Below are 14646 nucleotides of genomic sequence, written 5' to 3' on the forward strand. Positions count from 1 at the left end.
AATCAATCAAAAAATTAAGGCATCCACCAAATTTTAACGGTAAACTGGTCTCCTGTTTTACGCCCTGCTGATGGAACGTTAGCTTCATTATAAGAAATTTCGTTTTGAGGATATAAAAGCCTTATAGGAATGGAGTTAGAAGTACGGCCAGGATATTCTGACAGTGTTATAAACGGATAATAGCTTGTGCCGTTTCTTCTGTAATCGGTCCACTCTTCCAACTCATCAACCCCTGAAAGCGCAATGTACTTTTGGTAAGCAAGCAGTTTTAATTTATCAGTTGCAAGCGCCCAATTAACTTTGGTATTAGCCGCCTGTGCAGTATACCAGGTATTAAATGAACTTGTAGCTGCTGTAGCCGAACCACCGATATTTAAAAATATAAACGACTCCTGAACCGCGGCTTTATAAGCGGTTTCTGCATTACCTGCCAAATAGCCACGTTGTATAGCTTCTGCCTGTAAAAATAAGCTCTCAACAGAGGTAATTATCCAAAGTGGCGTATCCCAGCCTTTAATAAGGCCAACTGTGCCTGATGAGGCGGCAGATGCAATATTTGTACCACCTACTTTTGAAAGGAAATCCCTGGTTTGATATTTATAGGTTGCATTATCAATAGACCTGCCGTATATTCCGCCCCTGTAATTTGGTGGAGTAAGGTTTGGTGTTGGTTCTGCAGACCCGGCAGGAACCGCTGTTTTTATTGGTTGGTAAAAGCCACCTATCCGTGGATCTGTATTGGTTTTTAATTCATTCACCAAAATGATGTTAGCCCTTTCTTGCGAAGGCTCACCACCTGTAGTATTAAAAAGATAAGTGCTATAATAAGGACCAGGCTGCGATTGGCTATAGCCAGGATTGATAGTAGCACTTGCAGCTGAGCCAATAAACCCAGATCCTTCGGTTACTATTTTTCCTATTTCTGCTTGTATATAAGCTTGCCTGTCGGTACGGTTGGCCTGGTGCATCAGCAAGCGCAGTTTAATTGTATTGGCAAACCTGATCCATTTTGGTTTATCGCCGGCAAACATTTTATCTACTATTGCTAAACGCGGATTTGTAGCAAGATCAGCGGTTTTAATTTGTGTAACCCCGGCATCTATCTGTTTGATCAGATCTTCGTAAACAGTCTTGGCATCATCATACTTTGGTGTAAGAACAGCCGGTGCATTATAGGTGTCAGAGTAGGGGATGTCACCATACTGGTCAACCAGGCGTGCATAGTTTAACGATTTCATGATTTTGGCTATCCCGCTGTAAAAGGTCATTCCTGCTGCGTCAGCTTTATTCTGCATTAACTGATAATCGTAGTTATTATCAAGTATATTGCCAAAACCAGCTCCAAAGCCATTTGAAATGTTATAAGATTGCTCTTCTGCATTTGGCGATACACCTGATGAGGTATTTAAAAACCCCAGCCAATGGCTTAAAAACTGATAGCCTGTTACTACGTTAGTAGCGGTGGTAGTTAAAGCACCTCCTAAAAGGGTGGATGGGTCTATAGAAGCATCAACCGGTGCATTTGGGTTTGTATTTATGTCAAGCCAGGACTTTTTACAACCGCCAGCTATAACAGACGCCAATAACCCTATAAGTATGATTCTTTTTGTTGTTTTTTTCATTTTCGTCATTCTAAAATTGTTCAAATTCGTTTTTTTTAGAAAGTTAGGTTTACATTAAAACCATAAAGTCTTGTTGGCGGTGTTTGCCCAATAGTTGTTGTACCTGTACCGTTATCAACAGTGTTTGAAAACTCCGGATCGGTCCATTGGTTAGTACCTGGCCTCCACATTAACAAGTTGCGGCCAACCAATGCTACAGTGGCTCTTTTTATCACCTTAGAACCTTTTAGCCATTGGGAAGGCACATCATAACTCAAGGTAACTTCACGCAATTTCCAGAATGCCGCACTCGTATAGTAATTGGATTGTGTAGTGCGGAATGTAGACGCTTGCAGAAAATCATAATGAGCATTATTAACTACAATATTGGTGTTAGGCACATAAGTTGCACCACCATCAGTAGAATATACTGAGTTAGGGAATACAAAACGCTGGCGACCATTTAATGCAGAAAGCTCATCGTTACCGGTGAAGGTTAATGAAGAACCTATATCATTATATATGAAGTTACCACCACGGTATTCAGCAACGGCACGCAGGTTAAAGTGTTTGTAACTTACATCGGTGCTAATACCAATAATGTGTTTAGGCAAAATTTGGCCAAATACGCTTGTTGCGGCGTTTTTGGTTGGCAAGCCTGTTACAGCATCAACAATTACCCTTCCTTGCGAATCGCGCAGCCAATCAGTTAAACGGTGTGTATAAGCAGGATAGCCTACAATTACATAAGCACTGTTAGATACAGGCAATTGTGAAACACCCTGATAAAGAGAAGTTACTTTATTATCACTATAAGTATAATTAGCACTTAGGTTCCATGTTACTTGTCTTGACCGTACAGGTACTAACTTCAAATCAAAGTCGAACCCCTTGTTATTAAAGTTAGCAGCGTTCAAGAACACAGACCCATAACCGGTACCCTGAGATACGCTGATGTTAATTACCTGGTTGTTATTTTTCTGGTAATAGTATGCACCATCAATAAATACCCGGTTGTTAAACAATCCAATTTCTACACCACCTTCGTAAGATTCAACAGTTTCGGGTTTTAAATTTGGATCATATAATGTTCCGTCGGCAGAGTAAGAGGCATAAGTACCGTAAGGGAAACCACCGGCATTACTGTAGGTTGATTGCAGCCTGTAAGCGCCAAGGTTATCATTGTTTCCACCGGTATTTACGTTACCGGTTTTGTTCCAGCTTAACCTTAGTTTAATCATATCAACATTCTTGATATCTTTAAGTGATGGTATGGCATCGCTTAAAACTAATGATCCGCTTACTCCCGGATAAAAATAAGAGTTCGCGTTTACATCTAAGCGCGAATCCCAGTCATTACGGCCTGTAAATTCCAGGAACGCAAGGTTTTTATAGCTCAATAATAAATCGCCTGCCAGTGAGAATAAACGGGTGCGGTAGTTGCTTTCACTTACACCGGGTATACCTGTGTACACACTGTTGTTAAATAGCGTAGGTACCCCTAATGTATTGCCTTGTGTGCTGATAAATTTATTATAGCTTTCACGGATCAGGTTATCACCAATGAATTTAAGACCAAAATCTCCAAACTTCTTATCAGCAGTAACGATGATCTCGTTCTGGAAACGTGAAGTATAAGAAGAAGCATCGCCTACACTGGCTTGTTTATCTGTACCGCCCTGGTATATCTTTTTACCCAATGGCGAATAAAATATAGCTCCAACAGTAGCTTTTTGAGTAGTATTTCTGAACGTATAGCTTGGGCGTTCCAATATTTGCAGCCATTTGGTTGGGGTAAAGGCAAGGTTCATGGTACCCAGGAACTCGTCTCTTTTATTAACTGTACGGTTGCGGGCCAGTTCTTCGTATGGGTTTGGATAATAATCATTAAAATAATGGTTATGATCGGCCCATTGATAATTCTCAAAATCTTTATACTCGGTCAAAGGAATTTCAGTAGGGGAGTTGATCACAGCATTATATATGCTTGAGCTTGAGGTAGTAACATCATTTCCTCTTGCGCTGTAAGATATGGAGGTTGATGCTTTTACTGTTTTTCCTAACGTTTTATCTGAATTTAACCGGAATGATCTTCTGTAACCTTTGTCACTTGGCATAACGCCTTCAATATTTACATTTTGGAATGAAGCGAAATAACTTGAATTTGCATCGCCAGCCCTGATAGAGAAATCTGTTTGGAAATTTTTACCGGTTTCAAAGAATTTGCGTTTTTCATCGTTACGGTTTACATAGGTGACCTTTTGCATCTCGCCATTCTCATCCGGGCGGCCAATTTCAACTACTTCGCCATTTAACCTTGGCCCCCAGTTTTGATTTTCAATTGGGTCAAAAACACCGTCTCCAAACTGGTCATAGGCCGATCCGCTACCAAACCTGTCTTGAAGGGCAGGCATGTAAGAAACCTTTTCAATTTGATAGGTTGTACCTATATTAATTTCAGGTGCCTTGTTTGTTACACCTTTTTTTGTTGTTACCAATAAAACCCCGTTTACCCCATCTGGCCCGTATAGGGCAGATGCATTGGCACCTTTAAGGATGTTCACGCTTTCAACATCATTTGGGTTAATTGAGTTAATAAAGTCTAAAGGAACGGGCACGTTATCAACTACCAATAATACCTGGTTGTTACCGGTAAGTGAACGTATACCCCGTAAAGTGATACGGGTATCAGCATTTAGGCCATTGTTAACTGTGCTTACATTAAGCCCCGATACCTTACCAACCAAGCCGTTTTGAAGATTGGTAGGATGGGCTTGTGTAAGATCACCGGATTTAATAGTTGCCTGTGAATAACCCGATTCCCTGGTTTGTTTTTGTAAACCCAATGCACCGGTTACTATAACCTCATTCAGGCTCTTGGCATCCGTTTGTAAGGTTATTACTAATGGCCGGCCATTAGTAGGCGCCGGAATAGTTTGTGACAGGTATCCAAGGAAGGAAACTACTAATGTAGCATTGCCGTTTATATTATTAAATTTAAAATTACCGGCTCGGTCTGTCTGGGTACCAGAATTGGTCCCTTTTATCATTACTGTTACGCCCGGAATGGGTTGACCGTCCTGTTTATCTGTTACGGTACCAGTAATTGATCGCGTTTGTGAAAATGCTTGTGAAGTAAAAAGAAGCAAGCACAAAATTAGGTGTAGATTTTTCTTCATTTTTAATCATTTAGTTTAAGTGTGTTAAGTAATTAAGGGTTTTTAAGAATAATCAAGATGATTTCGCTGAAATGCTTAATTTTTCTTTGCCTTTTAACCTAAATAAATGATGTAAATGATGTGTTTTGTAATTTTTTTCCATTTTAGTGTTTTTGTTTGCACTAAAATTCATAAAAAACATTATTTGGTGAAAATTTAATATTAAATTATCATAATTTTTATTGATTTTATAAAAATTGATGTTAATTTTAATTGATTTTTAACATATAAATGTTAAAAAATGTTAAAAATTGTTAAATTTTTAATTCGATATGTATAATTTATTGATTAATTAATCGTTATTGGTGGTTTTTACATGAAAAAATCACTAAAATTCTCGTTTTATGTCCATTTATTTCACATAATTTCATACAATTTTCACAAATCGTATTATTATTCAAGAAAATGGTTCGCTTTTGTATGTAAAGTATTAATGATTCGACAAAAACACATCCTAATAAAGCTCATATAATGAAAATATTAGAATAATGCCGGTTATGTGTATCTAAGTACTGATTATGATAAACATCTTTTGAAAAAGAATATCTAATTTACCTTTGTGACTGGCTTTTTGTGCGTTTTTAGCCAAAAGACATAGAACTGATACAAGAAGATACGGAAACAGGATAGGAAAAATTAAAATAAGGGCGGTTTCTGCAAATTTAAGCGCTTTATGTTTTGATGTCGGCCCTTGTTGGTGACAACACCAATAACGGCAAAAGCGCCGGCACAAATAACAAAGCCTGCGATGATGAGTCGCAGGCTTAACTTATATATAGGTAGTGTGTAGGGTTCTTGCTTAGTTGGTTTTGTTAACCTTAATATCAGCGTTATCTCTTATCTCTTCGTTGGCAACCTTTACAATGGCATCGCCCTCGGTAAGCGGGCCAAAAACTTCTGTTTTATTATCAGCAGACCTGCCGGTTTTTACAGGGACCCAATGCGCTTTATTATCGGTTACTTTTATTACATAAACACCTTGTGTTGAGTTGAGTACTGCTTTAGCGGGTATTACGAAAGTACCGTCGGCTCCGTTAAAGGGTATATGTACTTCTGCTACCATGCCCGGCAGTAATTTTTTGTTTTTATTGATCACATCCATTTCGGTACGTTGCGAACGCAGGCGTGAATCAAGCGCACCAGCCAGGCGGGTTACCCGGGCGGTAAATTTCTCACCGGGGAATGCTTTAACGCTAAAGCTGATCTCATTTTTGTTATTAAGAACGCCAGTATAACTTTCAGGTACACTAACTGCAAGGCGCAGCTTCTTTTGCTCCTGCAAGGTAAACACAGGCAATTCAGACCCCTTGCCTGATGGGCCAACATACGCACCGGCACTTACATTACGCGCGGTAATAATACCATCAAACGGCGCGCGGATCTGTAAATAATTCCTGTTATCGCCAACCTCACGGAAGGCCGCCCGTGCCGATTCTAACTGGGCCAGGTCTGAGTTTTGTTTTGCGAGCGCCAGATCCAGTTCATTAGGAGACACGGTACCCGGTGTTTTGCTGGTTTCCAATAAACGCTTATAGGTAGCCTTGCTTGAAAGATACACTGCTTCCTGCGATTGCAGGCGTGATTGTGCACCCGATAACTGCGAGTTGTATTCGGGGGCTTCCATAGTGGCAAGTAACTGGCCGGCCTTTACCTCAGAACCAATATCTACATTCAGTTTTTTGATAAAGCTGCTTACCTTGGCATAAAGATCAACCTGCTGATAAGCCACCAATTCGCCTGGTATATCAAGCGATGTACTTAACACACCTTTTTTAAGGGAAACAACTTCCTGGGTTGGCGCCTCTTCTACCGTAACTGGTTTTTCTGCTTTTGAACCGCATGCCTCTAACGTGGCTGCAACCATTAATATTTTTATAAAATTTATTGCTGATGACTTATTCATAAGGCTTTTAAGCTAGGGTTTGTGTTAACATAATATTTGCTTTCTTCATCTTCCGGGTCTAACGATACACTTTGGGTAGTGGCTTTACCCTGGCCCCATGCAAACGCAAGTGGCAGAATAAACAATGCTGCAAAGGTTGATGCGATTAAGCCACCCACAACGGCACGGCCCAATGGCGACGATTGGTCTCCGGCTTCGCCTAAACCGCTGGCCATAGGTATCATACCAACAACCATAGCTAAAGCCGTCATTACAATAGGGCGCATCCGCAGGGCGGCCGCCTCTTTGGCCGATAAGGTGGCATCACCATTCACCATGCGTAATTGCTCGGCATTGGTAATGAGCAGTACGGCGTTGGATATGGATACACCAACGGACATGATCATCCCCATATAGGATTGCAGGTTAAGCGTAGAACCGCACATCATGAGTAAGGCCAGCGAACCCAGTATTACCGCCGGTACCGTTGCCAGCACCACTGCCGATACCTTAAACGACTGAAAGTTTGCCGCCAGCATCAGGAATATTACGATAACCGCTATCACCAAACCGGTTTCTAAACTATCCATAGTAGCGGTAAGGGTTTGGCTAATGCCAATCATTTCAACATTCAGGCCACGTGGTAGTGTGCCCAGGTTGCTAATGGCTTTTTGTACATCCTTACTAGCTGCACCAAGGTCTTTATTGTTAAGGTTAGCTGTTACAGATAGTACAGGCATAGCACCAAGATTATCATTTTCGCCATAAGTGGTGCCGGGTGTAAGTGTGGCCACATCGCTTAATACCGGGCGGGTTTGATTTTTGAGGATCGGTGTTTGGCCCATGTCACTCAGGCTTGCCATTTTACTTTCGGGTATCTCTATCTGTACGCTATAACTGTTGCCCGATTTTTCATCAACCCATATATTTTTTTCGGTAAAACGCGATGATGAAGTAGATGCAACAAGCGAGCGCGAAATATCATTCATATCAACCCCCAATTGCGCGGCGCGTACCCTATCAACTTCTACATTCACAGAAGGGTACTTGGTTGATTGCCCAAGCTGCACATCACGCAGGTAATCTATCTTATTTAACTGGTTGATCACCTTGTTGGCATATTGCTCATTAAGCTTCTTGTCACGGCCAGATATCCGCACCTCAACCGGTGTAGGCGAACCCTGGCTCAAGATCTTGTCGGTCAGTTCTATCGGCTCAAAAGAAAGCTTAACATCGGGCAGTTCTTTCCCTATTTGATGCCTTATTTTTTCTTTAAGTTCGTCAAGATTAGGATGATAATCTTCGGTAAGCGCCACCTGTACAACTGCCTCGCTTGGTTGTGCCATCCATAAAAATATAGGACTGGTAGAGAAAAGTGTAGGGTGCGAACCTACATATGCCGATGTAATGGCTATATTCTCTTTCCCGGTAATACCTTTTATAGTGTTAATGGCGTGCAGTGTTTTGGCTTCGGTAAGCTCTATACGGGTACCTTCGGGGGCACGCAGGCGTACCTGAAACTGGCCGCCATTTACTTTTGGCAATACATCGCGCCCTATGCTCGCCATCATTAAACCGGCCGCTAATATGGTGAGCAGCAGGTACCCAATAACAATAGGTTTGCGCATGGGCATAAGGCGTTCAATAAAGCGCATATAGCTTTGCCTTATTTTTTCAAAGCGGCTCACCTTACCATCGTGGTTACTATCTCCATGCTCAACCAAAGTGCTTTTTTGTGCCCAGGTATTGTGCTCGCCTTCCAAATTAAGTCCTGAAGCTTTAAATTCTTCGGCATCACTCATTTCCTGCCCGTTTGGCTTTTTGTGGTGTTTAATTTTCATTAACCAGTTGGCCATAACCGGTACAAAGGTTTGCGCCAAAAAGTAAGATATGATCATGCTGAAACCAATAGCCAATGCCAACGGCAGGAATAATGAGCCCGGGATGCCCCCCATAGTAAATGCAGGCGCGAATACCGCCAAAATACAAAACAGGATAAGCAGCTTAGGGAATGCTATCTCTTTACAGGCATCCCAAATGGCCAGGGCCTTGGGTTTACCCATATCAAAATGCTGGTGAATATTCTCAATAGTTACCGTGCTCTCATCCACCAGTATCCCGATAGCTAAAGCCAGCCCGCTCAGGGTCATGATGTTGATGGTTTGCCCAAACAAACTCAGGAACAATACTGCAGAGATGATGGCGATAGGTATGGTAAGGATAACGATACATGCCCCTCTAACATCACCCAAAAAGAGTAATACCATTAAACCGGTAAGTAAGGCACCAATAGCACCTTCTGTTAACAAGCTTTTAACGGAGTTGATAACGTAGGTAGATTGGTCAAACTCATAACTTAGCTTCACATCATCGGGTAACTGCGCCTGTATTTTGGGGATAGCCTTTTTGAGGTTTTGTACCACTTCCCAGGTTGATGCATCGGCGCTTTTAGCTATATTAAGGTAAACCGAACGCTTGCCGTTTACCAGGCCGTAACCTGCGGTAACATCAGCGCCATCTTCAACAGTTGCAACATCTTTTAAATAAAGGTTTTGCACGCCGCCTTTAAACAGCGGGATATTCTCAAAATCTTTTATGGTATGTTCGGTTGTGTTGGTTGGGGTGATATAGTTTTTATCGCCAATACGCACGTTACCCGATGGGGCGGTAAGGTTGTTTACACGCAGGGCTTCCACTAACTGATCTATGCTGAGGTTATGCGAGCGCAGCATCCCTGGGTCGGCTTTTATAACTACGGTACGTACGTTACCGCCAAATGGGGGAGGTGCAACCAGGCCCGGTATCTGGGTAAATGATGCCCGCACATAAACGTTTGCCAGATCCAGTAATTCGTTATTGTTGCGTTTATTACTGCTTAATACCAGCTCGCCAACCGGCAATGTAGAGGCATCAAACCTGATGATGAATGGCGGGTTGGAGCCCGGCGGAAAAACAGCCTGGATCCTGTTGGCAAAAGCGCTTACCTCGGCAGCGGCCTGCGCCATATTGGTGCCGGGATAAAAATTTATCTTCATCAGGGTTAGGCCCTGTATATTTTTGGTTTCGATACTTTTTACACCATTTACAAAAAGCAATATGTTGATATACTGCTTGCCAAACATAGCCTCCATTTGCGATGGGGTGTAACCCGAGAAAGGGTGCGAAAGATAGATTACCGGCAGATCGAGCTTTGGAAATATATCAACCTTTATAGTTGTTGCAGACTTTATCCCGAAGAACAGCAAGCCGGCAACCAGTACCATTATTGTAATAGGTTTACGTAGCGCAAAACGAATTAAATTCATTATTGTAGATTAAAGTTCATTTATAAATAGGTTGAAATCGCCCGCTGCCGCGGCTTTTAGCAGTAATGCCTGCCATACATTATTGTAGGCAATATCCCTGTCTGTTTCGGCACGTATTAAGGCATACCGGGCCTGTGTAACATCAACCAGGTTAGAGAGGCCGTTTTTGTACAGTACCGATTTTTGCAACCATGCATCTGATGCCGCTTTTATTTGTACCGGCACCTCGCGGTAGTTGGATAGCGCATTCCTGATCTTAGCATCAGACAGGTTTAACTGGGCGTTCAGTTCCAGCTTGGTTTGGTCATATTCATTTTGTAAACCCTGACTAATGTACCGCTGAGATTTAACCTGTTGTGATATGCGTAATGGTTGCGTTAAATTCCAGGTTACGCCTACACCTATTAAATAGTTAGACCGGGTTGGCTTTATACCATCGGCATAGTTGCTTGTATAGGCGGTTTGGTCTGCAGCATAAGTACTGCTAAACCCCGACCCCCTTGTTTGAAAAACGCCAACCAGCGAAAATACCGGGTAGTTGAAAGTTTTATAATAAGCCGCCTGCCTGTCGCTTACATCTATCCGGCTTTTGTAGTAGTTTAATAAGGGGTGATTGTTTACCGCATCAGGCGCGTTTGCGGCGGCAATATTAGCAGGTACACGCGCTATAAATAAACTATCTAATATGAAATTATGATCATCAGCACCAATGAGCACCGCAAGGTTTTTTGCTTGTTGCTGCTCGGCATCAAGTGCCTGGGTAAGCAGTATTTTGGCACTGGATATTTCTGCATTGGCCTGTGATGAATCAACACCGGCTATCAGCCCGCCTTTTGTCCTTGAAATAACCACTTGCCTGAAGGTATCGGCCCGGCTTAAATTTTTACGGTACGATGCCGTGAGCCTTTGTGATGCCAGTAAATTTAAATAAGCTGCAGAAACCCTTACCTTTTGCTGAAAGATCTCCTGCTGCAGATCGTTATTATCCCTGGTGGCTGCGGCCTGGGCTGTTTTAATCTTCTCTTTGGCACGGCCAAAAGCAAAAAAATCCCAATTTACATTAGTAAGGTAAAGCGACCCGAAGGCAGCATTCCAGTTCTGTTTATCAAGTGCAGGGCCTGACGAGGCAACAGCTAATCCTCCAAAACCATAAAGCGGGCCGTTTTGGCCGTTTACCGTTCCGTAATCTTGCTGTGCACCTATGTTTAAGTTAGGCAGGTAGTCGCGCTTAGCCTGTGTTACACCTGCTTTTGATGCATTGGCGTAATTTGCCTTGGCTTTTACAATACCATAATTATCAACAGCCTGTTGTATGGCATCTTTTAAAGTGAGTTTTTGTTGTGCTTGTGCACTATCTGCAATAAGTAAAACAGATAAATAAAGTAGCGGTTGTAGTATTTTCATGTAGAACCCCAAATTTGCGGTCACTGATGTAGTAATCGTTGAGCAAGACTACCACATCATTTTGAAGCAAATTTGAAGCATTGATACTAAATTGGCATTTGTATTAAGTTTTTGACAATTAAATTACGCAAGTGCTATATTTTCATTAAAAACCAGTTCCGTATTTTCCTGAGGTTCTTTACTGATCTGCTGTACTTTGGCAAAATTTACCTGTATACAGTGTACTCCGTTTGCAAAAGTGTATGAAACTTTAAAGTTGTTAACGGTGCAAATTTGTTTTACAATTGACAGCCCTAAGCCAATGCTCTCTGCAGATTGGTTGCTCTTTTTAAACCTGCGGAACAGCAGTTCCGGTTCAACATCGGGAGGGAGGCCGGTATTTTTGATGGTAAGTGCATTGTTGGTTAGTGTTACATCAATATCACCGTTCTCCATATTATATCTAATGGCGTTACTTACCAGGTTGGTTACCAGTATCTCGGCTAATACAGGGTGAATTTGCAGTGATACCTTTTTATCAATATTGGTAGTTACACACAGGTTTTTCATCTGTATCCAGTTATCAAAAGAGGCAAGCGCTTCGTTGGTTATTTTACAAAACAGGATGCTTTCACTGGCCTCAAATTCAAAATTATCAAGCTTGGTAAGCAGCAGCAGGGAACGGTTGATCCTTACCAGTTTGTCAACCGCGTTTTGCATGTCATCAATTAATACGGCCTGGTTTTCGGCTATATTGCTTTCAGATAATAGTTCCAGCTTGCTGCGGATAACGGCCAGCGGGGTTTGCACTTCGTGCGATGCATTTTCACTAAATTCCTTTACGCGCGAATAATCTTCCAGCGCTATATCGGTCATTTTCTTTAAAAAGAAGTTAAGTTGCTTAAACTCTGTGGTATTGGTAACCGGCAGTACTATTTTTTCTTTTTGCCTTAAGCTGAAAGCCTGAATTATTTCGAGCGTTTTTTGAAAGGAGGACAACACATACCTTGAAATAAGCCTGCCGGAAACGGCTACAAATACAATGATCAGTATCATTTTCCATATCAGGGCCCGCATCATGCCCTCAATGATCAGTTCGCCACGGGCAATGTAGTTATAGGTTGATATGCTATAAACCTGGTTATTGATCTTGTAATAAGATACCACATCAAGGCGGCATTCGTCGCGCTTTAATTCGGTATTATAAAAACGATAGGTGCTTGCCTTGGTGTTTTGAGCAGGCATGGCGCTAATTTTTTTTATAGCGATGGGCCTGTCGAGCAAATATTTATGCGGGGGTATGCCAGCCTTTATCTGTTCGGCTACTTTGTTGGTCACATCTTGTAGGCGGGCAATTTCTGCCGTGCGGATATTGTCCCTGATGCTGCGGTATGATATTACCATACTGATGGGCGTTACCAAAAACACAACGCCAACCAACCACAAAGTTAATTTGTCAACTAATTTCATATTTCTGTTTCGGTGGATTTAAATCTGTAACCTAAACCGTAAATTGTATCTATATAATCAATGCCGTTAATTAAGCTGATCTTTCTACGCAGATTTTTAACATGCTGGTACACAAAATCTAAATTTGCTAAATTATCAGTATAATCTCCCCAAAGGTGGGCGGCAATGGCCTGGCGCGAAAGCACCCTGTTCTTATTTACCATAAAATACATCAGCAATTCAAATTCCTTGCGGGTAATATCTAACAGCTGATTATTAATAAAAGCCTCAAAAGTATCGGTATTCAGGCTTATTTCATTGAACGTTATCATGTTGCTGTTATTGCCGTTAAGGCTTTTACGGCGATAGATGGCGCGTAACCGGGCATGCAGCTCAGACAAGTGGAAGGGTTTGGTAAGGTAATCGTCGGCACCGCCTTCAAGACCTTTAATTTTATCGTCAAGGGCCTCTTTGGCCGATATGATCAATACGCCGCTTTGGATCTTTTCGGCTTTGATGAATTTAAGCAGATCAAGTCCGTTACCATCGGGCAGCATAATATCCAGCAGGATGCAGTCGTAAGTAAAAGAAAGCAGTTTGTGCTTTGCTTCTTCAACCGTTTCGGCTAATTCACAAACATAGCCGGCAAGTGTAAGAAAATCATGGATGCTCTTGGCCAGTTCCTTATTGTCCTCTAAGGCAAGTACTTTCATGCGTCAAATATAAAACGCAATTCTGTATCAATTTTGAAACGGCAATAATGTTAGAGCAAAATGACACTTAATGATGACTGGTACTGCCGTTAGGCTTGCGCTGAAAGCTCCATACCAGGTAAATCAACGCGGGTAAAATGAAGAGGCTGCCTATTAATAAAGCCAGGCCCAGCGCTTCAATAGTTTTATCGGCGCCCCTGTCACCAATGAGCGAAAGATAACCGCCATTTTTTAGGATAACGATATTTGGGTAGTGCTTATAGGTTGTGGTCAGCAATATCATGGTAACCTGGAAACCCGCCAGCACACGGATAATATAACGCTTGCCTTTATAAATAAGGTACCAAAGCATAATAAGCGAAATGGTTGCCGCACTTACCGCGGTTATACCAATAACGTTGCCGAATACCCATTCCACCAACGGAATCCGCTCTGTTATTGCTGCGATGAAAACGCCTGCGCCAGCCACAACAGCGGCCACATTCATGATGCGGGCTTTACGGATAAAGCCTTTGCATTCTGCTTCGTCATGGGTTTCGCCTATTAGGTATATGGCGGCCAAAAATCCGCAAAGCGCAACGGTGAAAAAACCAATGGCTACCGAGAACCAGTTGAGCCAGCTATAAATATAGGCATCCATAAAAGTACTGGCCTGCGGATCTATCCGGCCGGACACCGCGCTGCCTGCAATAATGCCCAGGAAAAGCGGCGTTATAAAACTGGAGTAAACAAATATCTTGTTATACACTTTCTGCATGTCATCAATAACGGCATCATAATTTCTGAAGGTTAAGGCAGTGCCACGGGCAATAATACCCATCAGCATTATAACCAAGGGGATATGCAGGTAGGTTGACATGGTGGTATAAATAACCGGGAAACCCACAAATAATATTACAATAGCAATAATAAGCCACATGTGGTTAGCCTCCCATATTGGCCCAATGGCGTTGTACATAATACGGCGTGTACGCGATTTATTAGCGTGTGATGTAAACATCTCAATAATGCCCGCGCCAAAATCGGCACCACCCATTAACAGGTAAAGTAAAAGCGCGAGCCATAAAAATAGTATCACAACATAAAGCATCAACA

8 protein-coding genes are annotated in these 14646 nt (G+C 42.1%); all 8 read right to left on the reverse strand.

Going from position 1 to position 14646, the window contains the following annotated elements:
- Window positions 1-14: 14 nt before the first annotated feature.
- Complete coding sequence (locus WC743_RS01115; RefSeq protein WP_373009878.1) at window positions 15-1622, reverse strand: SusD/RagB family nutrient-binding outer membrane lipoprotein; 1608 nt, start codon at window positions 1620-1622, stop codon at window positions 15-17.
- Between the two features lie 35 nt (window positions 1623-1657).
- The gene (locus WC743_RS01120) at window positions 1658-4780 is read right to left on the reverse strand and encodes a SusC/RagA family TonB-linked outer membrane protein (RefSeq protein ID WP_373009879.1); all 3123 of its coding nucleotides are present in this window, start codon (window positions 4778-4780) and stop codon (window positions 1658-1660) included.
- 838 nt (window positions 4781-5618) lie between these two features.
- Window positions 5619-6722, reverse strand: coding sequence for an efflux RND transporter periplasmic adaptor subunit (locus WC743_RS01125; protein ID WP_373009880.1), 1104 nt, complete (start codon window positions 6720-6722; stop codon window positions 5619-5621).
- The gene (locus WC743_RS01130) at window positions 6719-10006 is read right to left on the reverse strand and encodes an efflux RND transporter permease subunit (protein ID WP_373009881.1); all 3288 of its coding nucleotides are present in this window, start codon (window positions 10004-10006) and stop codon (window positions 6719-6721) included. Before WC743_RS01130 ends, WC743_RS01125 begins: the two co-directional genes overlap by 4 nt.
- A gap of 9 nt (window positions 10007-10015) precedes the next feature.
- On the reverse strand, window positions 10016-11410 hold the full coding sequence (locus tag WC743_RS01135; protein WP_373009882.1) for a TolC family protein: 1395 nt from the start codon (window positions 11408-11410) through the stop codon (window positions 10016-10018).
- A 123-nt stretch (window positions 11411-11533) separates the two neighbouring features.
- On the reverse strand, window positions 11534-12859 hold the full coding sequence (locus WC743_RS01140) for a sensor histidine kinase (RefSeq protein WP_373009883.1): 1326 nt from the start codon (window positions 12857-12859) through the stop codon (window positions 11534-11536).
- The gene (locus WC743_RS01145) at window positions 12856-13551 is read right to left on the reverse strand and encodes a response regulator transcription factor (protein ID WP_373009884.1); all 696 of its coding nucleotides are present in this window, start codon (window positions 13549-13551) and stop codon (window positions 12856-12858) included. Before WC743_RS01145 ends, WC743_RS01140 begins: the two co-directional genes overlap by 4 nt.
- A gap of 67 nt (window positions 13552-13618) precedes the next feature.
- Window positions 13619-14641, reverse strand: a complete 1023-nt coding sequence (locus tag WC743_RS01150) for a cytochrome d ubiquinol oxidase subunit II (RefSeq protein WP_373010272.1) — start codon at window positions 14639-14641, stop codon at window positions 13619-13621.
- Window positions 14642-14646 lie beyond the last annotated feature (5 nt).

Source organism: Mucilaginibacter sp. (genome assembly GCF_041660805.1).
Taxonomy (GTDB): Bacteria; Bacteroidota; Bacteroidia; order Sphingobacteriales; family Sphingobacteriaceae; genus Mucilaginibacter.

Bases quoted from the DNA above. Each gene is read 5' to 3' on its own strand.
- WC743_RS01115 (WP_373009878.1), bottom strand. From the start codon at position 1,622: ATGAAAAAAACAACAAAAAGAATCATACTTATAGGGTTATTGGCGTCT.
- WC743_RS01120 (WP_373009879.1), bottom strand. From the start codon at position 4,780: ATGAAGAAAAATCTACACCTAATTTTGTGCTTGCTTCTTTTTACTTCA.
- WC743_RS01125 (WP_373009880.1), bottom strand. From the start codon at position 6,722: ATGAATAAGTCATCAGCAATAAATTTTATAAAAATATTAATGGTTGCA.
- WC743_RS01130 (WP_373009881.1), bottom strand. From the start codon at position 10,006: ATGAATTTAATTCGTTTTGCGCTACGTAAACCTATTACAATAATGGTA.
- WC743_RS01135 (WP_373009882.1), bottom strand. From the start codon at position 11,410: ATGAAAATACTACAACCGCTACTTTATTTATCTGTTTTACTTATTGCA.
- WC743_RS01140 (WP_373009883.1), bottom strand. From the start codon at position 12,859: ATGAAATTAGTTGACAAATTAACTTTGTGGTTGGTTGGCGTTGTGTTT.
- WC743_RS01145 (WP_373009884.1), bottom strand. From the start codon at position 13,551: ATGAAAGTACTTGCCTTAGAGGACAATAAGGAACTGGCCAAGAGCATC.
- WC743_RS01150 (WP_373010272.1), bottom strand. From the start codon at position 14,641: ATGCTTTATGTTGTGATACTATTTTTATGGCTCGCGCTTTTACTTTAC.